Raw genomic sequence first — 20129 nt, 5'->3', positions numbered from 1 at the left:
GCATGAGCGATCAACTCGACGGACTGTACGGCGTAGTTCTTGCAGGCGGGACGGGAACCCGTCTCTGGCCGCTGTCCCGAGCCGGTCACCCCAAGTTTCTGCACCCCCTGACGGGCACCGAGGCGTCCCTGCTGCAGGCCACCGTGGCCCGGCTCGACCTGCTGACCCCGATGGACCGCGTGTTCGTGGTCACCGGTGTGGCCCACGCGGCGGCCGTCTCGCGGCAGCTCGACACCATCCCGGACTCGAACGTCCTGGTGGAGCCCTCACCCCGGGACTCCTGCGCGGCGATCGCGCTGGCGGCGGCGGTCATCGCCCGGCGTGACCCCGACGCGATCATGGGTTCTTTCGCCTCGGACCACCTGATCGCCGACAAGGAACGCTTCACCGAGGTCATCAAGCAGGCGATGCTGGGCGCCCAGAAGGGTCTGCTGATGACCCTGGGCATCACGCCGACCCGGCCCGAGACGGGCTACGGCTACCTGCAGTGCGGCGGCGAGAGCGGCGACGGGCCGGTGCTCGCGGTCGAAGAGTTCAAAGAGAAGCCGACGTACGACGTGGCCGAGGGCTACGTGAAGTCGGGCAACTACCTGTGGAACGCCGGCATGTTCGTCTGGCGGGCCGACGCGTTCCTGGCCGAGCTGTCCCGTCAGCAGCCGCAGCTGGCGGCCGGGGTGTCCCGCATCGCGGCGGCGTGGGAGTCGCCGGAGCGCGAAGAGGTGCTGGGCGAGGTGTGGCCGACTCTGCCGCGCATCTCGGTCGACTACGCGGTCATGGAAGGGGCGGCGGCGGTCGGCCGGGTCGGCACGGTCCGCGGCGACTTCGGCTGGAACGACGTCGGCGACTTCCACACGCTGGGCGCGGTGCTGGCGGCCGACCCCTCGGGCAACGTGATCGTCGGGCGTGAGATCTCGCAGAAGTCGGGCGTGCTGCTGCGCGAGACCCAAGATCTCGTGGTGGTGCCGACCGAGGGTCGTCTCGTGGCGGCCATGGGTGTGCGGGATCTCGTGATTGTCGATACGCCGGATGCTGTTCTGGTCATTCCTCGCGAGCGGGCCCAAGAGGTCAAGCACCTCGTGGATGAGCTCAAGGAGCTCGGCGAGCACGGGTACATCTGACGCTGATTGCTTGCGGTTGACGGTTGCGATTGCTTTTCTTGTACGGGTTGAGAGGGTGGCTTGGGAATCGACGGGCTTTACGCGGACGCGGTTCGCGTGCTCAGCGGGTGGCGGGCCACCTCGGACGAGGGGGAGCTCGGGCGTCAGCGGGCTTTGGAGCTGCTCGAGGACGGGGCGGTCGCGATGACTCGGGCGCATCGGCGTGGACATGTGACTGCCAGCGCGCTTGTCGTTGATCATGCCGGTCGGGTGTTGCTGTGCCTGCACGGCCGGCTGGGCAAATGGATGCAGCTGGGCGGTCACTGCGAGGCCGGCGACACAAGTCTGGCCGGAGCTGCGTTGCGGGAGGCGACCGAGGAGTCGGGTATTGAAGGCTTGACACTCGACCCGGACCCGATCGACGTCGACGTGCACGACGTGCGGTGCGGGCCGGCTGACGGGTTACCGGCCGAGCCTTCGGTTCATTACGACGTACGGTTTCTGCTTCGCGCTCCCAGCGGTGCCCGCGAGCAGATCAGCGACGAGTCCGCCGACCTGGCCTGGTTCACTCCCGACGCGCTGCCGTCGCCGCTGGCGTCGGGCACCGTGCGCCAGATCGCGCCCGCGCTGGCCCGGCTCGCCTGAGCGGACCGCCGCCTTCGGGCACGGTTGGCCCGGGTCAGGTGCCGGAGAGTTCCAGGCGGATGCCGTCCTCGTGGGGGAGGGACAGGGTGGCTATGGACTCGGCGGCCAGGGCGGCCCGGAAGCGGTGGGCGTCGGCGCCCAGGTGCATGAAGCCGGTGGGGGACTTGTCGAGGGTCGACAGGTGGAAGGCGGCGGTGGCGCCGCTGCCGGGGACGGCTTCGGCGGGGGCCACTGTGGTGGCGCGGGAAAGGTAGTCGGCCACTGCCGCGGCGGCGCGGTCGACAGCGGCGGGGTCCACGGGGTTTCCCGGCAGGGCGGCCTCAGGACCGTCGGGGAGCTGGGCGGCCTGGCGCAGGCCGTCGGCGCGGGCCTCGGCGGTGCCCAGGCCGAACATGTCGGAGGCGGCGTCGCGCAGCAGCACCGAGGCGTCGTCGGTGTCGCGGATTCCCGAGCGCGGATAGCCGCGGACGACGGCCACGGGGGTCTGGTCGATCTTGCCCTTGACCAGTTCACCGGCGGCGGCCAGCTCGTCGATGACGGCTATCTGGGTGATCTCGAGCTCGTTGCCGTACGGGTCGGTCTCACCCCGGTGATCCCGGATCGGCTCGATGCCGGCCGCACCCAGAGCCACATCGGTCTGGCCGTTGCGCCAGGCCCGGCCCATCGTGTCGGAGACGATCACGCCGACGTCCAGGCCCCGCTTGAGCAGGTCGTCGCGCAGCCGGCGGGCCGACGCGTCCGGGTCGGTGGGCAGCAGCACGACGTGGGACCGGTCGACGTTCGAGTTGTCGATGCCCGCGGCCGCCATCACAAAGCCGTGGTGCGTCTGCACGATCGTCGTCGGCCCGCGACGGGCGACCACGCGAGCGGTCTCCGACTCGAGAACGGCCGCCCGCGCCTGGTCGCGCTCCTCGCCGTCGACGGGCACCTCGACGAGGCGCCCCTCCGCCTTGGACACGATCTTGCTGGTCACGACCAGCACGTCCCCGTCGGCCAGCCACGGCGCGGCCGCCGTGATGACCTCGGCCAGGTCGTCGCCCGCCACGATCTCGCCGATCCCGCGCACCGGCAGGATCTCCAAACCGTCCGTCACCACGTGGCCCCCTCGGCGGTGAGATTTTCCCGTTCAGCTTGCCCGCCCACCCGACGCAACGCGACACCACCCCCGAGTAGCGCTCATCACCGCACCCGCCCGAGCCGGTGGGGCGCGGGTGTGGAGACGGCGGCCGGGGTTCGGTTCAGGCGACGCCGGCCAGGGAGAGGGCGTCCTTGACCATCTGGGCAGTGGCCTCTTCGGAAGACATCCACAGCGGGACGGCTCGGGTGGGGACGCCGGGCACCTCGGTGGTGGCGTCCGAGGAGTCGACCAGCCAGCCGTCGAGGATGCCGCCGGCCGAGCGCGGACCGTACAGGGCGCCGACGCCGGCCGCGCTCACCTCGACGTCGACCGTGGCCAGGCACTTGTCGGCCATGCCGCGGATGGGCGAGTCGCCGATGATGGGGGAGACCCCGATCACGGGGGCGGGGCCGCCGGCCACAGCCTCGCGGATGCCGGCCACGGCCAGGATCGGGGCGATGCTCACCACCGGGTTGCTGGGGGCGACGAGCACGACGTCGGCCGCGGCGATCGCGTCGAGGACGCCGGGGGCCGGCTTGGCCGCCTCGGCCCCGACGAAGACGAAGCGGTGGGTCGGGACGTCGCCGCGGTAGCGCACCCACCACTCCTGGAAGTGGATGGCCTTGCGTTCGCCCTCGACGTCGGCGACCACGTGGGTCTCGAGCCGGTCGTCAGTGGCGGGGAGCATGGTGATGCCGGGCTGCCAGCGGGTGCACAGGGCGGCCGTGACCTGCGACAGCGGATAACCCGCGGTCAGCATCTGAGTGCGGACGAGATGGGTGGCCGTGTCTTTGTCGCCCAGGCCGAACCACGACGGCTCGGCGCCGTAGGCGGCCAGCTCTTCCTTCACCACCCACGACTCGCCGACCCGGCCCCAGCCGCGCTCGCGGTCGTGCGCGCCACCCAGCGTGTACATCACACTGTCGAGGTCGGGGCAGATCTGTAGGCCGTGCATGCGTACGTCGTCACCGACGTTGACCACCGCCGTCACCTCGGCGCCGAGCGCGCGAGCCTGCGCGCGCACGCCGACGAGGAATTTGGCGCCGCCGATGCCACCGGAGAGGACCACGATCCGCATGCCCGTATCCTCCCGCACGGGTATGACAGAACTCGCCGGTGGGTATCCGCGCTGCATGCGGGGCCGGACTACCCTGAGCCTCCCGCACCCGACTTCGTCTTGGAGAATCCCGTGACCAGCCAACCGCAGCCCGCGCCGGGCGAGGGCAGATCGGCCGGCCAGTTCCTCCGCCCTTTGCGTGATCTCGCGGCCTACGCGCTCGTCGGCGCCCCCGCGTTGTTGCTCTTCGTGGCCGTCATCCGGCTGATCCCGGACGGTGAGAACCAGTTCGGCTACCGCACGCAGGACAGCTTCTACGGCTTCGTCAACACGGCCACCGTGTTCATGCCGCTGGCGGCGGTCCTGCTGGCACTGCTCGTCCAGCCCCGGCACCCCAAGGCTCAGCTGATCACGATGATCGCGCTGGTCGAGTACGCCGTGATCGCCTTCTTCGGCCTGGTCTTCGGTCTGCTCATCGGCCTGATCAACCACGCCAGCAACAACGGCGCGCGGATCGCCTTCGAAGAGCTTCTGGTACGCGTGGCCTGGCTCGGCGTGTTCGCCGTGGCCGCGTACGCGGTGTTCCGCCTGTGGCAGGGCCTGTTCCACGTGGCCAAGCCGAAGGCGCCGCCCGGCGTCTACGGCCAGCCGGTGTACGGGCAGCCGGGCACCTACCCCGGTCAGCCGGGCTACGGCCAGCCCCCGCAGGGCCAGCCGGGCTACGCCCCGGGCGCCTACCCGCCCCCGCCGGGCGCGCCGCAGGGAATGCCCCCGCAGGGCACCCCGGGCACGCAGCAGTTCGGCCAGCCGCTGGGCCAGCCCTACGGCCAGCCGCAGCCCGGCCAGCCCCAACCCGGCCAGCCGCATCAGGGCCAGCCGCAGCCGGGCTACCCCCAGCAGCCCCCGGCCTGGAACCAGCCCGCCGTGCCCATCCCCGCCTCGGCCCCGCCGGCCCACCCGGCTTCAGGCCCGCCCGCCTCGGCGTACCCGGCCTCGGCCCCGCCGGCTCCGCCCGGGGCCCCCGCCTTCTCCGAGCCCACCCAGGTGGCGCCGAGGGTGCAGCCCACCGGCGACGAGCGCACCGAGAAGATCCCCGACGACCGCCCCGGCTTCGGCCCGGCCGGCGAGGACTCCCCGCGACGATGAAAGCGGCCGACGCGGATTCCCGGCGGCGATAGCGCAGGTCGGTGACGTGCAAGGGCGCGCGCAGTGGCACAGACCACCGCGCGCGCCCCGCCACGGTAGAGGCAACCCGCGGGATTCCGGCCTAGGCTGCTGGGGTGACAGAGGTCAACACGGTCGACACCCAGCCCACCGAAGCGAGCATCCGGCGCGCCCTGCGCCGCGCGGCCGACGGCAAGGCCGTGGACGCCGACGAGGCGACCGCCCTGCTGGCCGCCACCGGTGACCAGTTCGAGGAACTGCTCGCGATCGCCGGCGGCATCCGCGACGCGGGTCTGCGTGAGGCCGGTCGGCCGGGCGTGGTGACGTACTCGCGCAAGGTTTTCATCCCCCTCACGCGCCTGTGCCGCGACCGGTGCCACTACTGCACGTTCGCCACCGTGCCGCACCGGCTGCCCGCCGCCTTCCTCGAGCGCGACGAGGTTCTTGAGATCGCCCGTCAGGGCGCCGCCCAGGGCTGCAAGGAGGCCCTGTTCACGCTGGGCGACCGCCCCGAGGAGCGCTGGCCCGCGGCCCGGCAGTGGCTCGACGAGCGCGGCTACGACTCGACCCTCGATTACGTACGCGCGTGTGCCATCGCCGTCCTCGAAGAGACCGGCCTGCTGCCGCACCTGAATCCCGGCGTCATGAGCTGGGCCGAGCTGCAGCGCCTGAAGCCGGTCGCCCCCAGCATGGGCATGATGCTCGAGACCACGGCGACCCGCCTGTGGTCCGAGCCCGGCGGCCCGCACTACGGTTCGCCCGACAAAGACCCGGCCGTACGCCTCCGCGTCCTCGACGACGCCGGCCGCGTCGGTGTCCCGTTCACCACCGGCATCCTGATCGGCATCGGCGAGATCCCGGCCGAGCGGGTCGACGCGCTGTTCGCGATGCGCCGCGCCGCCCGCGAGTACGGCCACATCCAAGAGATCATCATCCAGAACTTCCGGGCCAAGCCGGACACGGCGATGCGCGGCATGCCCGACGCCGAGCTGCGTGAGCTGGCCGCCACGGTGGCCGTGGGCCGCATCATCATGGGTCCGCGCGGCCGCCTGCAGGCCCCGCCCAACCTGATCGACGCCGAGTTCTCGCTGCTGCTGCGGGCGGGGATCGACGACTGGGGCGGCGTCTCGCCGGTGACCCCCGACCACGTCAACCCCGAGCGCCCGTGGCCGCAGATCGACCTGTTGCGTGAGCACTCCAGGAAAGCCGGCTTCGAGCTGCGTGAACGCCTGACGATCTATCCGGAGTACGTGCGCCGCGGCAACGAGGGCTGGCTCGATCCGCGCCTCGCCGCTCATGTGTCGGCGCTGTCCGGTGCGGACGGTCTGGCTCGCGAGGACGCCGAGGTTGTGGGCCGGCCGTGGCAGGAGCCCGATGACGCGTACGCCTCGGGCCGCACGGACCTTTTCGCGACGATCGACACCGAGGGCCGCACCGGCGACCGCCGGTCCGATTTCGACGACGTCTACGGCGACTGGGACGAGGTGGCCGCGCACATCTCCACCGAGGCCCCGCGCCGCATCGAGTCGGACGCGATCAAAGGCCTCAAGCTCGCCTCGGAGAACCCGGCCGCGCTGCTCGAGAAGCAGAACGAGGACGCCGCCATGGCGCTGTTCAACGCGGACGGCGAGGCTCTTGACCAGCTCGCCCGCATCGCCGACGACCTGCGCAAAGAGGTCAACGGCGACGACATCACGTACGTGGTGAACCGGAACATCAACTTCACCAACGTCTGCTACGTCGGGTGCCGGTTCTGCGCGTTCGCCCAGCGTGAGAAGGACGCCGACGCGTACCGGCTCTCGGTCGACCAGGTGGCCGACCGGGCCGAGCAGGCCTGGCAGGACGGCGCCTCCGAGGTCTGCATGCAGGGCGGCATCGACCCCAAGATGCCGGTCACGGCGTACGCCGACCTGGTCCGCGCCGTGAAGCAGCGCGTCCCCGGCATGCACGTCCACGCGTACTCGCCGATGGAGATCGTCACCGCCGCGGCCAAGGCCGGCGTGCCCGTGCGCGAGTGGCTGGCCGAGCTCAAAGAGGCCGGCCTGGGCACGATCCCCGGCACCGCGGCCGAGATCCTGGACGACGACGTGCGCTGGGTGCTCACCAAGGGCAAGCTGCCCACCAGCGCCTGGGCCGATGTGGTGACCAACGCTCACCAGCTCGGCATCCGGTCGAGTTCGACCATGATGTACGGGCACGTCGACCACCCGCGGCAGTGGCTGGGCCACTTCCGGGTGCTGGCCGGCATCCAGGACGTGACCGGCGGCTTCACCGAGTTCGTGGCGCTGCCCTTCATCCACACGAACGCGCCGATCTATCTGGCCGGCATCGCGCGGCCCGGTCCCACCTGGCGGGAGAACCGCGTCGTGCACGCGATGGCCCGGATCCTGCTGCACGGCCGCATCGACAACATCCAGTGCTCGTGGGTGAAGCTGGGCGACGACGGCACTCAGGAAATGCTCAACGGGGGCTGCAACGATCTCGGGGGCACTCTGATGGAGGAAACGATCTCCCGAATGGCGGGTTCCGAGCACGGCTCGGCCCGCACCGTCACTGAGCTGAAGGAACTTGCCGCGTCGGCCGGTCGCCCGGCCGTGGAGCGCACCACGACCTACGGTCGACGGTAGGTCACAAAACGGGTTAAATTGGACTTGAGCAAGCGGGATCGCGTTACCTACCGGGCCTGAAGAGAGATAGGGCAGGAACGGGACCCTTGCGCGCCCGCAGGCGCGATGAGGGAAACGGGCCTATTTATCAGGTTCGGCTTGACGACGCACGTCTTACACGCGTGTAATTTCGGTGGGGTTGTGAGCCGAGGCGCCGAGAAATGCGAATTCTGCTCACAAAAAACACGCTGCGTGCGTGGGGGGTCAGTGCCGGCATCGCTGCCGGCGCGGAAATTGGGAGGCACGCCGATGGAAGCGCAGGTTGAAGGGGTCGACCTGCTCGGGGACGCGCCCGAGTGGCAGGAGCGGGCGCTGTGTTCGCAGACCGACCCGGAAGCTTTCTTCCCGGAAAAGGGGGGGTCCACCCGGGAGGCGAAGAGGATCTGCGGCCGGTGTGAGGTCAAGGCCGAGTGCCTGGAATACGCGCTGGGCCACGACGAACGGTTCGGTATCTGGGGTGGACTGTCCGAGCGCGAGCGTCGCAAGTTGAAGCGACGGGTGGCGTAACCGCCTAGGACAGCTCGTCAGGATCCACCCCGAGCAGGTTGGCCACCTGCTCGATGATCACATCGTGGACGAGGTCGGCGAGGTCTTCGCGGTCCATCGCCCGGAATTCCAGCGGCCGCCGGTAGAGCACGATCCGCGGGGGGAGCTCTTGCCGGCCGGGGCGGCCGGGAAGCAGGCGGGCCAGCGGCACCTCGCCGTCCTCGAGCACGTCGGAGTCGTAGACGTTGAGCTCGGGCGGCACGTCCTCGACGGCGAACTCGACGCCGGCCAGCTCTTTCGCGTAGCGCCGCTCGAGGCCCTCGACCGTGTCGAGCACCAGGTCGTCGAAGATCTCGGCCTTGGTGCGGGCCAGGGGAACGGTGGCAGGCACGAGCCGGCCGCGCAGGCCCCGGCCGTGCCGGTCGCGGCGGGCGGGGTGGCCCGGGCCGGCCTTACGCGCCGCTCGGGGATCGCTGCGGCGGCGTTCAGGACTGGTGGTCACGAGGCAACTCTAGTCCTCCGACGGTGTGACACGGCGACGGACGTGTTTCCGCCGTGTTGATTCGCCCCTTCGGGGCGATACGCCGGTAATTCGCCCCATCGGGTACCGCGTGTCGGGCGGTCATGACCGAATCGTGATGCATCGTGGGTCGGCGTGTCGCGGGGTTTCGGCGCCCGTGCGGGCCGCCGGAGCGATAACGTGCCGCCGTGAGGTCACCACGGCGCTGCTCCCGGAACGGCTGTCCCCGACAGGCGGTCGCCACGCTGACCTACGTCTACAGCGACTCCACGGCGGTCGTCGGCCCCTTGGCGGCCTTCGCCGAACCCCACACGTACGACCTGTGTGAGCCGCACGCCCGCAGCCTCACCGCCCCCCGAGGCTGGGAACTGGTCCGCCACGACGGCGACTTCGCCCCGCCCCCGCCCACCACCGACGACCTGGTCGCCCTGGCCGACGCCGTCCGTGAGGCGGCCCGCCCGTCCGCGCCACCCCCGCGGGCCGACGACGAAGAGCGCCTGCCCGGCCACCAGACGGGCCGCCGAGGTCACTTGCGGGTCATCCCGCCGTCCCACTAGACCGGCAGCGCGACGAGCTTGTAGCGCTTCTTGAGCCAGGGAATGAGCTTCTTGTACGCGGCGATGGTGTCCGGCTGCGCGTAGTCGTGCGACAGCACGATCGCTCCCGGCCGGCAGTGCTTCTCGATCTGCGACACGACCTTGGCCTGGTGGGCGGAGCTGGTCTCGCCCTTGTGGTGGCTCCAGTCGCGCGGGTCGACCTTCCAGTAGATCGAGGTCATCCCCAGCTGCTTGGCCGTCCCGACCAGCCGGGGCGTGAAGTTGCCGCCGGGCGCGCGGAAGTACTTGATCTTCGCACCGTGCACGGCCTGGCGGATGGCGGCGTTGGTGCGGTCCAGGTCGGCCCGGATCTTGGCGGCCGGGTCTTTGCCGATCTTCAGGCTGTGGTTCCAGGTGTGGTTGCACAGCGTGTGCCCCTGGGCCACGATCTGGCGGACGATCTCGGGGTGCCGTTTGACCTGGGTGCCGACCAGGCAGAAGGTCGCCTTCACGTGGTGCTTGGCCAGCAGGGCCAGCAGCCGGGGCGTCTCGTTCGGGTCGGGGCCGTCGTCGAAGGTCAGAGCGACACCCTTGGTGCCGGTCAGCATGTGGCTGCCGGCCGGACCGGCGTACCGCGGATTGCTGATCTTGCGAGCCGACGGCTTGGCCGGCTTGGGCTTCGGCTTGGCGGCGGTCGGCTTCGGCTTGGGCTTGGCCGAGGTGGTCGCCGGGGCGGGTTTCGTCGCCGTGAGGGTGCCGACGCTGTGTTGAGCCGATTCGGCCGACGCGCGCCCGGTCAGGCCGACGGCGAGCAGCACCACGCCGAGCAGCACCACCTTCTTGGTGCGCGACAACCGCATCAGACCCTCCCTCGACCGTCCGGCTCCCGACCTTGCCGTCCGCAGAACCCGCGACGCCGCTCTTCGCAGCGATTCGGCACGGTCGGGGGAGACACGCTCGCGGGCCCAGGCGAGGGCCCGCTGGTCGAGAGCGGTCAGGAGGCTGAGGAGGCGAAGGAGGGGGGTCGGCACAGGTTCCTCGGGGTAGGCAACACGGTCGCGCGGGGTGACGGCGAACCGCCGCCGCCCCTCATTGATACGGGACGACGGCGGTGCAGGGATCAGTCTGTGGCCAGGATCAAAGGCCCGGCAATCCTCCGATCAGGAGAGTTCGGCCAGCTCTTGTTCGGTCAGCAGCCGCGAACGGATGAGAAAGCGTACGCCCTCCGGCGCTTCCAGCGAGAAGCCGGAACCCCGGCCGGGGACCACGTCCACCGTCAGGTGGGTGTGCTTCCAGAGCTCGAACTGCGAGGCCGACATCCAGAACGTGATGGGCTCGTCGACCCCGTCGATCTTCAGGGACTCGAGCAGCACGTCCGACTGGCCGGTGCGGAACTCGCCTTCCAGGTAGCACATCGGTGAGCTGCCGTCGCAGCAGCCGCCGGACTGGTGGAACATCAGCGGACCGTGCTGCCCCCGCAGCTGCCGCATCATGTCGGCCGCCGCGGGGGTCACCTCGACTCTGGTCGCCATGGCCTAGAAGAAGCCCATCGCCTTGGGGCTGTACGAGACGAGCAGGTTCTTGGTCTGCTGGTAGTGGTCGAGCATCATCTTGTGGTTCTCGCGCCCGATGCCGGACTGCTTGTAGCCACCGAACGCGGCGTGCGCCGGGTAGAGGTGGTACGAGTTCGTCCACACGCGGCCCGCCTTGATCGCGCGGCCGGCCCGGTACGCGGTGTTGATGTCCCGGGTCCACACGCCGGCGCCCAGCCCGTACAGCGTGTCGTTGGCGATCTTGATGGCGTCGGCGTAGTCGGCGAACGAGGTCACCGACACGACCGGCCCGAAGATCTCCTCCTGGAAGATCCGCATCGAGTTGCTGCCCTCGAAGATCGTCGGCTGCACGTAGTAGCCGCCGGAGAGGTTGCCGCCCAGGTCGGCCCGCGCCCCACCGGTGAGCACCTTGGCGCCCTCCTGCCGGCCGATGTCCAGGTACGACAGGATCTTCTCGAGCTGGTCGTTGGAGGCCTGCGCGCCGACCTGGGTGTCGGTGTCGAGCGGGTTGCCCTGCTTCAGGTTCTCGACCCGCTTCACGCCCGCGGCCAGGAAGTCGGAGTAGATGCTCTGCTGGATGAGCGCACGCGACGGGCATGTGCAGACCTCGCCCTGGTTGAGCGCGAACATCGAGAAGCCCTCGAGCGACTTGTCGTAGAAGTCGTCGTCGAGCCGGCTGACGTCCTCGAAAAAGATGTTCGGGCTCTTGCCGCCCAGCTCGAGGGTGACCGGGATCAGGTTCTCGGAGGCGTACTGCATGATCAGCCGGCCGGTGGTGGTCTCACCGGTGAAGGCGACCTTGGCCACCCGGTTGGACGAGGCGAGCGGCTTGCCGGCCTCGACGCCGAACCCGTTGACGATGTTGACGACGCCCGGCGGGATCAGGTCGGCCACCAGCGACATCCAGTAGTGGATGGAGGCGGGCGTCTGCTCGGCCGGCTTGAGCACGACGGCGTTGCCGGCGGCCAGCGCGGGAGCGAGCTTCCAGACCGCCATCAGGATCGGGAAGTTCCAGGGGATGATCTGCGCGACCACGCCCAGCGGCTCGTGGAAGTGGTAGGCGACGGTGTCGTCGTCGAGCTCGCCCGCGGAGCCCTCCTGGGCGCGGATGGCGCCGGCGAAGTAACGGAAGTGGTCGATCGCCAGCGGGATGTCGGCGGCCAGGGTCTCGCGGACCGCCTTGCCGTTCTCCCAGCACTCGGCGACGGCCAGCTTCTCGAGGTTCTGCTCCATCCGGTCGGCGATCTTGTTGAGGATGTTGGCCCGCTCGGCGGCCGAGGTGCGGCCCCACGCGTCGGCCGCGCCGTGCGCGGCGTCCAAGGCCTTCTCGACGTCCTCGGCCGTGCCCCGGGCCACCTCGCAGAAGTCCTGGCCGGTCACGGGGCTGGGGTTGGCGAAGTACTGGCCCTTGGCGGGCGGCACGTACTCGCCGCCGATGAAGTGGTCGTACCGGGATTCGTAGTTGACGATGGCGCCGTCGGTGCCGGGCGCGGAATATACGGTCATGGCAGCCTCCGTACCTTGGGGTACGGCCGACGTTAGTTACGGGGACGTTGCAACGACGTTGCAAGCCCGAACTCGTACTGAAGTTCGCGGATCTTCGAAAGGGCCAGGGGGCGGGCCGGGGCCGTCGGCGGCAGCAGACGCGCGTACGCCTCCCAGGCCTCCAGATCGTCGGCGCCCCACGGCGAATGCAGCCAGGTCTGCAGCAGGGTGCGGTCGCCGGCGGCCAGCAGCGCGGCGCGCAGGCGGTCGTCCACGAGGCGGCGCAGGCGCACCACTCCCGGGGCTTCCGAGCCAGGCAGAAGCGGTCCCGCGTACGCCTCCAGGGCCGCAGTGACGCGTCCGTGCTCAAGCAACCGGACGACCGTCCGGAAGTCGGCCTCCACCTCGGCCCGCAACCTGTACGGCCGGGACTCCATCAGCTCCGGCCCCAGCGCCCGGCGCAGCCGCGACAGCTCCGCCCGCACGGTCACCGGGCTCGCGTCGTCGCCGTACACGCCGAAGCCCAGCTCGTCGCCCGTGCTGCCCTCGGGATGGGCCAGCAGCAGCACCAGCAGCTCGGAATGGCGACGGCCGAGGCGCCACTGCCGGCCCTCGAAGGTCAGCCGCGCCTCGTTGCGCCCGAGCGCGACCACCGAGCCCGCCGTCGCCGCCGGGCTGAGCCGGCCCCGCAGATACGCCTCGGCGGCCAGCGCGGTGGCCCGCACGAGGGCCAGGCTGTGCGGGTTGGCCAGGTGGTCGCCGCCGGTGACGTCGATGGCGCCGAGCAGCCGGCCCGTGCCCGGGTCGTGGATCGGCGCCGCCGCGCACGTCCAGCGCTGCACCGGGCGGCTGAAGTGCTCCGTCGCGAAGATCTGCAGCGGGTGGTCGACGGCCAGCGCCGTGCCGGGGGCGTTGGTGCCGGCGTGCGCCTCGTCCCAGCGGGCGCCCGGCACGAAGTTCATCTGCTCGGCCCCGCGCAGCACCTTCGCCGTGCCCTCGACCCACAGCAGCCGCCCGTACGCGTCGCACACCGCCATCAGGTGCTCGCCGTCCTCGGCCAGCCCGCCCAGCAGGTCACGGAAGATCGGCAGCACGCGGGCCAGCGGGTGGGCCGCGCGGTACGACTCCAGGTCGTCGTCGCTCAGCTCGATCGGGGCGGTGGCGTCGGGCCCGGGCAGGGCCACGGCGGAGCGCCGCCACGAGTCAGCGACGACCGGCCGCATGGCCGGGCCGTCCGGGGGGTTGTGGGTAGTCAGCTCCCCAGTGACGAACCGTTCGTGGGCGCGCCCGACCTGGCGCATGCGTTCGGCGGGATCGGCGCCGGCGTCGAGGGCGAGCCACGGGTTGGGCACGGGGGCACCTCCAGACCCCCATCGTGACCCGCATCACGACCGGCGACAAGCTCTGTTCGGTTGACGCTCGATCAATGACGTAATGCCTGTCATGCGGCTCCGCTACTCTCGGCGGGTCATCAGCGTGGAGGCAAGGGGGAGCAGTGTCTGATCTGTCCAAGATCGTCAAGGCGTACGACGTCCGGGGAGTCGTTCCGGACCAGTTCGACGAGGCGGTCGCCCGGGCTCTAGGCACCGCATTCGTCGAGATGTTGCGCGAGTCGGGCGACAACGCCGACCAGATCGTGATCGCGCACGACATGCGCGAGTCCGGCCCCGGCCTCTCCGCCGCCTTCGCCCGGGGCGCCAACGCCGCCGGCGCCGCGGTGGTCTCCATCGGCCTGGCCTCGACCGACGAGCTCTACTACGCCTCCGGCTCGCTCGGCCTGCCCGGCGCCATGTTCACCGCCAGCCACAACCCGGCGCAGTACAACGGCATCAAGATGTGCCGCGCCGGCGCCAAGCCGGTCGGGCAGGACAGCGGCCTGGCCGTCGTCCGGCAGCGCGCCGAGGCCCTCCTGGCCGATCTGAACGCCGAGGCCGACGGCCCGTCCCGGGTCGAGACGCGCGACCTGCTGGGGGCGTACGCGGCCCACCTGCGCTCGCTGGTCGACCTGTCCGGCATCCGGCCGCTCAAGGTGATCGTCGACGCCGGCAACGGCATGGGCGGCTACACCGTCCCGGCCGTGCTGGGCGACCAGGTGCTGCCCGCGCTGCCGCTCGAGATCGTGCCGATGTACTTCGAGCTGGACGGCTCGTTCCCCAACCACGAGGCCAACCCGCTCGACCCCAAGAACGTGGTCGACCTGCAGAACGCCATCCGCGAGCAGGGCGCCGACATCGGCGTCGCGTTCGACGGCGACGCCGACCGCTGCTTCATCATCGACGAGAAGGGCGACCCGGTCTCGCCCTCGGCCATCACCGGGCTGGTGGCCCGGCGCGAGCTGGCCAAGTTCCCCGGCAGCACGGTCATCCACAACCTGATCACCTCGCACGCGGTGCCCGAGATCATCACCGAGGCGGGCGGCACGCCGGTGCGCAGCCGGGTCGGCCACTCCTTCATCAAGGCCGAGATGGCCCGTACGAACGCGGTCTTCGGCGGCGAGCACTCGGCGCACTACTACTTCCGCGACTTCTGGTTCGCCGACACCGGCATGCTGGCCGCGATGCACGTGCTCGCCGCGCTCGGCGGCCAGTCGCTGCCGCTGTCCGAGTTCGCCGCCGAGTACGAGCGCTACAGCGCCTCGGGTGAGATCAACTCGACGGTGGCCGACGCCGCGGCCAAGACGGCCGAGGTGCGGGCACACTTCGCCGGGGCCACGTTCGACGAGCTGGACGGCCTGACCGTGTCGCTGCCCGACGGCGCCTGGTTCAACCTGCGGGCCTCCAACACCGAGCCGTTGCTGCGGCTCAACGTCGAGGCGCCCAAGTCCGACCGCATGGCGTCCCTGCGCGACGAAGTGCTCGCCATCGTCCGCAGTTAGGATCAGGGCCTGTAACAGCCCGCATATCTACCTAGGAGCCGCGCGGTGGCCCTCGATCCGCAGCTGTTGGACATTCTGGCCTGTCCGGACACGCATCACGCGCCGCTCACCCACGACGCCGACGCGCAGACCCTCACCTGCACCGAGTGCGGGCACATCTTCGAGGTCCGCGACGACATCCCGGTGCTGCTGCTCGACGAGGCGCGTACGCCGAAGGACGCGGCCTGATGGCGGGGCCCCTGGAGGGTGGCGCGGCCGGGGTCCACGGGCACCGGCACGCCGACGAGTCCCTGCTCGACGACGAGAAGTCGATGCTCGCCAACGACCCGGGCGGCATGCTGCGGGCCACGGCCTCGGCCGGGGCCCAGGTGCGTGAGGCGGCCGCGCTGGCCGCCGAGACCGACCTCAGCATGCTGGCCGACGAGGGCCGCCCCCGCGCGGTCGTCGTGGCCGGCATCGGCACGGCCGGTCTGACCGGCAGCATCCTGTCGACCGTGGCCGGCCCGCGCTGCCCGGTGCCGATCATCGGGCACCGCAGCCCCGGCCTGCCCGGCTGGGTCGGCGCGGCCGACGTGGTCATCGCCGTCTCGGCCTCCGGCCGCAGCCCCGAGGCGCTGGCCGCGGCCGAGGCGGCCGCCCGCCGCGGCGCCCGGCTGGTCGCCGTGGGCAACCCCGACTCCGAGCTCGAGGCCATGGCGGCCCGGGCCCGCGCGCCGTTCTTCGCCGTGCCCCGCCGCGCGCCCGCCCGCGCCAGCCTGTGGGGGCTGGCCGTGCCCGTGCTGCTCGCGGCCCGCGCGATCGGCCTGGTCAAGGTCAACGAGGCCGACCTGGCCGAGACGGCGACCCGGCTCGACGCCGACGCCGAGCGCTGCCGGCCCGGGGCCGACTCGTTCGTCAACCCGGCCAAGGCGCTCGCGCTCGGCCTGGCCGGCTCGATCCCGATCGTCTGGGGCTCGTCCCCGCTGGCCACGGTGGCCGCCCGCCGCTTCGCCGACACGCTGGCCGCCAACGCGCGCTACCCGGTGATGGCGGGTGCCCTGGGCGAGGCCGGCCGGGGCCGGGTGGGCCTGCTCGACGGCGTCTTCGGCGGGCTGGCCGAGTCGTCGCGCGACATCTTCGCCGACCCCGACGCGGACGAGACCGGGGCGACCCGCCTGCGGCTCGTGCTGTTCCGCGACGGCGGGCTCAACCCCGAGGACGACGCGGACGAGCCGGTCGCCGTCGAGGAGCGCCGGGCCGACGCCGTGCAGACCCTGGCCGAGCGCCGGGGCGTGCGCTGCGACGTGCTCACGGCCGAGGGCGGCTCCGCGCTCGAGCGGCTCGCCTCGCTCACCGCGGTGCCCGATTTCGCCTCGCTCTACCTCGCCCTCGCGCACGGCCTCGACCCGATGGCCGTCCCCGCGATCAGCGAGATGAAGGAGCTTTCGAACCCGCTTCCCGAGGGAATGCAGTGACTCGACGTCAACTCGAGCACAGCGGAGCAATGGCATGAGCGCAGAAGGTGGCACCAAGGCAATCATCGCGGCGCTGGCCGCGAACCTCGGTATCGCGGTCACCAAGTTCGTCGCGTGGTTGCTGACCAGCTCCTCGTCGATGCTGGCGGAGTCGATCCACTCCGTCGCCGACTCCGGCAACCAGCTGTTGCTGCTGGTCGGTGGCAAGCGGTCGCGGCGGCAGGCCACGCCCGAGCATCCGTTCGGCTTCGGCCGGGAGCGCTACATCTACGCGTTCATCGTGTCCATCGTGCTGTTCAGCCTCGGTGGCCTGTTCGCGCTGTACGAGGCCTGGCACAAGATCAGCGAGCCGCACCCGATCGAGAGCTGGCAGTGGGTGCCGGTCGTCGTGCTGATCGTGGCGATCGGTCTCGAGTCGTACTCGTTCATGACCGCGATCAAGGAGTCGAACCGCACCCGGGGCAACACCTCGTGGGTCGACTACGTGCGCCGGGCCAAGGCGCCGGAGCTGCCCGTCGTGCTGCTGGAGGACTCGGGAGCGCTCCTCGGCCTCGTCTTCGCCCTCTTCGGCGTGGTGATGACGCTGGTCACCGGCAACGGCGTGTGGGACGGCATCGGCACCGCGATGATCGGTCTGCTGCTGGTCGCCATCGCCGCCATCCTGGCCATCGAGACCAAGAGCCTGCTGATCGGCGAGGGCGCCAATCCGGAAGCCACCCGCAAGATCGAGCAGGCGGTGCTGGCCGGCGCGGGCATCGAGCGCATCATCCACATGAAGACGCTGCACCTCGGCCCGGAAGAGCTGCTGGTGGCGGTCAAGATCGCGGTGCCGCGGACGGAGCGGGCGGACGAGCTGGCCCGCCACATCGACGAGACCGAGCAGCGCATTCGCGAGGCGGTTCCGATCGCCCGGGTGATCTACATCGAGCCCGACATCTACCGCCCGGCACAGTCCGACGCGGTGGCGGCTACGCCGTCCTCGGCGGTCGAACCCGGGTAAGTTCTCGATCATGAGTGTCTACTCGCTGACCGGTGTCGTCCGGCCGTACGCCTGGGGTTCCCGCACCCTCATCGCCGAGCTGCAGAGCCGGCCGGCCCCCACCGACCAGCCGGAGGCCGAGCTGTGGCTGGGCGCCCACCCGGGCGACCCGGCCACCGTGGCGGCCAAGGACGGCCCGGTCAGCCTCGAGACACTGATCGCCAACGACCCCAAGGGCCAGCTCGGCGAGCCGGTGCTCGAGGCGTTCGGCCCGCGCCTGCCGTTCCTGCTCAAGGTGCTGGCGGCCGAGGCGCCGCTCTCGCTGCAGGCACACCCCGATCTCGAGTACGCGAAGCAGGCCTTCGCCCGGCAAGAGGCGGACCCGAGCCTGCCCAGGAACTACACCGACGCCAACCACAAGCCCGAGATGCTGGTGGCCGTCACGCCGTTCGAGGCGCTGTGCGGCTTCCGGTCGCCCGCCGCGGCGGCCGGCGAGATCGAGGCATTCGGCGTCGAGTCGCTGGCGCCGGTGGTCGAGGCGCTGCGCGGGGGAGACCTGCGGGCCGCCGTGCAGACCCTGCTCACCTGGCCCGCCGACGACCGCGACGCCCTCATCGCGGCGGTGGTCGCGGCCGCCCCGGACGACGGTCTGGTGGCCGAGCTGGCCGCCCACTACCCGGGCGACCCCGGGGTGCTGGTGGCGCTGCTGCTCAACCACGTGCGCCTGGTGCCCGGCGAGGCCATCTGGATGCCCGCGGGCAATCTGCACGCGTACCTGAAGGGGGCCGGCGTCGAATTGATGGCGGCCAGCGACAACGTGCTGCGGGGCGGCCTGACACCCAAGCGGGTGGACGTGGACGAGCTGCTGAAGGTGCTGCGCTTCGAGGTGCTGGACGACCCGATCCTGCCCAGTACGGAGGTGGCCCCCGGCGTCAGCACATGGACGGTGCCGATCCCCGATTTCCGGCTGCTGCGGGTCGAGCTGGACGGCACCGGCGCGCCGATCGAGGTGCCGGCCGCGGGCCCGCGCATCATCCTGGCCACGGCGGGCGACATCTTCGTGGGCGAGAGCATCGACGGCACGCCGGTCGAGCTGACGCCCGGCTCGGCCGCCTACGCCTCGGCCGACGCGGGGTCGATCAAGGTCGCCGGCACCGGGCAGGTCTTCGTGGCCGCCGTTCCCGCCTGATCGCAACCGGTTCGCTTCCGGCGGGCAACCGCTGTTGCCTCATCCGGCCATCAAAATAGGAAATTTCCGGATTTGCTTGACAGTGGTGTGTGCGGAGTGTGAATCTATAAACACGCAGCGTCATTGGTGATCGGGGGGTCCCACGGACGCGCGCGGTACCAAACCGGGGGGATGAACGGGGCGGCGGGTCCAGGCCTGCCGTCCCGTTCGCTATGTCCAGTGAGCCGCCTGAACGGTTTGGTCGGGGAAACGGCCGGGGCCCGTCCGCTGAGGTGCGGACGGGCCCCGTTTTCCGGGTACGGGATGTTTGCCGCCACCCCGACCCGTGGTCCACTTCCATTACGGCACGACCCCTGACCTGCGTGCAAGTGCAGACGGTGGGGTGCAAGTTGCAGACAGCGACGGCTGCACCGTTATGGTGTTCCCGTGGCTAGGGCGACATCGACGGCACGGGACGAGCTCGGCAACGAGTTGCGGCGTCTGCGCGCCGAGCGCCGGGCGGCCGATGTGGCCACCGCCCTCGGCTGGTCCGAGTCCAAACTGAGCCGCATCGAGACGGCGCACACCGGCATCACCGAGCCCGACCTCGACCGTCTGCTGACCCTCTACGGCGTACGCGTGGAGGACCGCGACCGTCTGCGTGAGCTGGCCCGCCGTGGCCGGGCCCGGGCCTGGTGGACGCCCTACCGATCGTCGGTCCCCGACCCGTACGACGAATATGTCGCTCTCGAGGCCGAGGCGATCCTCATCAGCGAGTGGGAACCCCAGGTCGTCCCCGGTCTGCTGCAGACCGACGAGTACGCGCGGGCCGTGATCGAGGTCGGGGCCGACGTCGGCGCCGTCGAGACGATCCAGCGCCGCCTCGCCCTGCGGATGGCCCGCCAGGCCGTGCTGACCCGCGACCCGACGCCCGTGCTGCGCATCGTGCTCGACGAGGCGGTGCTGCACCGCGAGGTCGGCGGGCCCGAGGTGCTGCGCCGTCAGCTGGCGCGGCTGGTCGAGGCGAGCGAGCGCCCCGGCGTCGAGCTGCTGGTGCTTCCGTTCAGCGCCGGCGCGCACGCGGGCATGACCGAGCCGTTCATGGTTCTCGAGTTCGAACCGGGCACCCGGGCCCCGGTCGTGCACAGCGAGGGCCTCACCGGCGGTCTCTTCCGGGTGAAGCCGACCGACGTCGACGTCTATCGCGACGCCCTCTCCGACCTGCGGGAACGCTCGATGTCGGCCGAGATGAGCCGAACGGCTATCGCTGAAAGGGAGGAAGCGCTCCGCGTTCTGACCGCATCGTGAGCTGAAATGGAGGCGCATG

19 protein-coding genes are annotated in these 20129 nt (G+C 71.0%); 12 read left to right on the top strand and 7 right to left on the bottom strand.

Going from position 1 to position 20129, the window contains the following annotated elements; genetic code table 11:
* Nucleotides 1-2: 2 nt before the first annotated feature.
* Nucleotides 3-1118 (top strand): mannose-1-phosphate guanylyltransferase, encoded by a 1116-nt coding sequence (locus OWR29_RS33410; protein ID WP_267567369.1) that lies wholly within the window; start codon nt 3-5, stop codon nt 1116-1118.
* 60 nt (nt 1119-1178) lie between these two features.
* Nucleotides 1179-1742, top strand: coding sequence for an NUDIX hydrolase (locus OWR29_RS33405; protein WP_267567368.1), 564 nt, complete (start codon nt 1179-1181; stop codon nt 1740-1742).
* A 34-nt stretch (nt 1743-1776) separates the two neighbouring features.
* On the opposite strand, the gene OWR29_RS33400 is transcribed toward OWR29_RS33405, so the two are convergent.
* Together OWR29_RS33400 and cofD are read right to left on the bottom strand one after the other, a co-directional pair.
* A complete protein-coding gene (locus OWR29_RS33400; protein ID WP_267567367.1) occupies nt 1777-2835 on the bottom strand; it encodes a coenzyme F420-0:L-glutamate ligase in 1059 nt (352 codons plus the stop codon).
* 145 nt (nt 2836-2980) lie between these two features.
* Entirely contained in the window at nt 2981-3937 is a 957-nt protein-coding gene (gene cofD, locus OWR29_RS33395) for a 2-phospho-L-lactate transferase (protein WP_267567366.1), read from the bottom strand.
* A 111-nt stretch (nt 3938-4048) separates the two neighbouring features.
* Here cofD and OWR29_RS33390 point away from each other — a divergent pair, with 111 nt between their 5' ends.
* The 3 genes from OWR29_RS33390 (at nt 4049) to OWR29_RS33380 (ending at nt 8253) form a co-directional block, all read left to right on the top strand.
* Entirely contained in the window at nt 4049-5062 is a 1014-nt protein-coding gene (locus OWR29_RS33390; RefSeq protein ID WP_267567365.1) for a hypothetical protein, read from the top strand.
* A gap of 134 nt (nt 5063-5196) precedes the next feature.
* Entirely contained in the window at nt 5197-7707 is a 2511-nt protein-coding gene (locus tag OWR29_RS33385; protein WP_267567364.1) for a bifunctional FO biosynthesis protein CofGH, read from the top strand.
* Nucleotides 7708-7995: 288 nt separating this feature from the next.
* On the top strand, nt 7996-8253 hold the full coding sequence (locus OWR29_RS33380; protein WP_014688021.1) for a WhiB family transcriptional regulator: 258 nt from the start codon (nt 7996-7998) through the stop codon (nt 8251-8253).
* Nucleotides 8254-8257: 4 nt separating this feature from the next.
* On the opposite strand, the gene OWR29_RS33375 is transcribed toward OWR29_RS33380, so the two are convergent.
* A complete protein-coding gene (locus OWR29_RS33375; protein ID WP_438872692.1) occupies nt 8258-8734 on the bottom strand; it encodes a metallopeptidase family protein in 477 nt (158 codons plus the stop codon).
* Between the two features lie 206 nt (nt 8735-8940).
* On the opposite strand from OWR29_RS33375, the gene OWR29_RS33370 reads away from it, so the two are divergent.
* A complete protein-coding gene (locus tag OWR29_RS33370; protein WP_267567363.1) occupies nt 8941-9309 on the top strand; it encodes a DUF3499 domain-containing protein in 369 nt (122 codons plus the stop codon).
* Here the strand turns inward: OWR29_RS33370 and OWR29_RS33365 are convergent.
* From OWR29_RS33365 to OWR29_RS33350, 4 genes are all read right to left on the bottom strand, one after another.
* Nucleotides 9306-10148, bottom strand: a complete 843-nt coding sequence (locus tag OWR29_RS33365; RefSeq protein ID WP_267567362.1) for a polysaccharide deacetylase family protein — start codon at nt 10146-10148, stop codon at nt 9306-9308. The genes OWR29_RS33370 and OWR29_RS33365 overlap by 4 nt on opposite strands.
* A gap of 300 nt (nt 10149-10448) precedes the next feature.
* Nucleotides 10449-10820 carry a DUF779 domain-containing protein gene (locus tag OWR29_RS33360; protein WP_267567361.1) on the bottom strand — a complete coding sequence of 124 codons (372 nt, stop codon included), beginning with the start codon at nt 10818-10820 and terminating at the stop codon, nt 10449-10451.
* Between the two features lie 3 nt (nt 10821-10823).
* Entirely contained in the window at nt 10824-12347 is a 1524-nt protein-coding gene (gene adh / locus OWR29_RS33355; protein ID WP_267567360.1) for an aldehyde dehydrogenase, read from the bottom strand.
* A 32-nt stretch (nt 12348-12379) separates the two neighbouring features.
* Complete coding sequence (locus OWR29_RS33350) at nt 12380-13678, bottom strand: GAF domain-containing protein (protein ID WP_267567359.1); 1299 nt, start codon at nt 13676-13678, stop codon at nt 12380-12382.
* 143 nt (nt 13679-13821) lie between these two features.
* Here OWR29_RS33350 and OWR29_RS33345 point away from each other — a divergent pair, with 143 nt between their 5' ends.
* From OWR29_RS33345 to OWR29_RS33320, 6 genes are all read left to right on the top strand, one after another.
* Nucleotides 13822-15201 (top strand): phosphomannomutase/phosphoglucomutase, encoded by a 1380-nt coding sequence (locus OWR29_RS33345; protein ID WP_267567358.1) that lies wholly within the window; start codon nt 13822-13824, stop codon nt 15199-15201.
* Between the two features lie 45 nt (nt 15202-15246).
* Nucleotides 15247-15429: a Trm112 family protein gene (locus OWR29_RS33340; RefSeq protein WP_267567357.1), complete on the top strand. Its 183-nt coding sequence runs from the start codon at nt 15247-15249 to the stop codon at nt 15427-15429.
* Nucleotides 15429-16655 carry an SIS domain-containing protein gene (locus OWR29_RS33335; protein ID WP_438872691.1) on the top strand — a complete coding sequence of 409 codons (1227 nt, stop codon included), beginning with the start codon at nt 15429-15431 and terminating at the stop codon, nt 16653-16655. Before OWR29_RS33340 ends, OWR29_RS33335 begins: the two co-directional genes overlap by 1 nt.
* Before the next feature lie 34 nt (nt 16656-16689).
* Nucleotides 16690-17655, top strand: coding sequence for a cation diffusion facilitator family transporter (locus OWR29_RS33330; RefSeq protein WP_267567356.1), 966 nt, complete (start codon nt 16690-16692; stop codon nt 17653-17655).
* Between the two features lie 10 nt (nt 17656-17665).
* Nucleotides 17666-18823: a mannose-6-phosphate isomerase, class I gene (manA, locus tag OWR29_RS33325; RefSeq protein WP_267567355.1), complete on the top strand. Its 1158-nt coding sequence runs from the start codon at nt 17666-17668 to the stop codon at nt 18821-18823.
* Between the two features lie 426 nt (nt 18824-19249).
* Nucleotides 19250-20110 (top strand): helix-turn-helix domain-containing protein, encoded by an 861-nt coding sequence (locus OWR29_RS33320; protein ID WP_267567354.1) that lies wholly within the window; start codon nt 19250-19252, stop codon nt 20108-20110.
* Nucleotides 20111-20129 lie beyond the last annotated feature (19 nt).

The sequence above is a fragment of the Paractinoplanes pyxinae genome (assembly GCF_026626335.1).
GTDB lineage: Bacteria > Actinomycetota > Actinomycetes > Mycobacteriales > Micromonosporaceae > Actinoplanes > Actinoplanes pyxinae.
The sequence above is the reverse complement of the archived record's forward strand: the minus strand, read 5'-3'. Positions and strand labels throughout refer to the sequence as shown.

What these genes read in the sequence shown, in the direction of transcription:
- OWR29_RS33410 (WP_267567369.1), top strand. Translation starts at nt 3, where the DNA reads ATGAGCGATCAACTCGACGGACTGTACGGCGTAGTTCTTGCAGGCGGG.
- cofD (WP_267567366.1), bottom strand. Translation starts at nt 3,937, where the DNA reads ATGCGGATCGTGGTCCTCTCCGGTGGCATCGGCGGCGCCAAATTCCTC.
- OWR29_RS33380 (WP_014688021.1), top strand. Translation starts at nt 7,996, where the DNA reads ATGGAAGCGCAGGTTGAAGGGGTCGACCTGCTCGGGGACGCGCCCGAG.
- OWR29_RS33365 (WP_267567362.1), bottom strand. Translation starts at nt 10,148, where the DNA reads ATGCGGTTGTCGCGCACCAAGAAGGTGGTGCTGCTCGGCGTGGTGCTG.
- OWR29_RS33360 (WP_267567361.1), bottom strand. Translation starts at nt 10,820, where the DNA reads ATGGCGACCAGAGTCGAGGTGACCCCCGCGGCGGCCGACATGATGCGG.
- adh (WP_267567360.1), bottom strand. Translation starts at nt 12,347, where the DNA reads ATGACCGTATATTCCGCGCCCGGCACCGACGGCGCCATCGTCAACTAC.
- OWR29_RS33335 (WP_438872691.1), top strand. Translation starts at nt 15,429, where the DNA reads ATGGCGGGGCCCCTGGAGGGTGGCGCGGCCGGGGTCCACGGGCACCGG.
- OWR29_RS33330 (WP_267567356.1), top strand. Translation starts at nt 16,690, where the DNA reads ATGAGCGCAGAAGGTGGCACCAAGGCAATCATCGCGGCGCTGGCCGCG.
- manA (WP_267567355.1), top strand. Translation starts at nt 17,666, where the DNA reads ATGAGTGTCTACTCGCTGACCGGTGTCGTCCGGCCGTACGCCTGGGGT.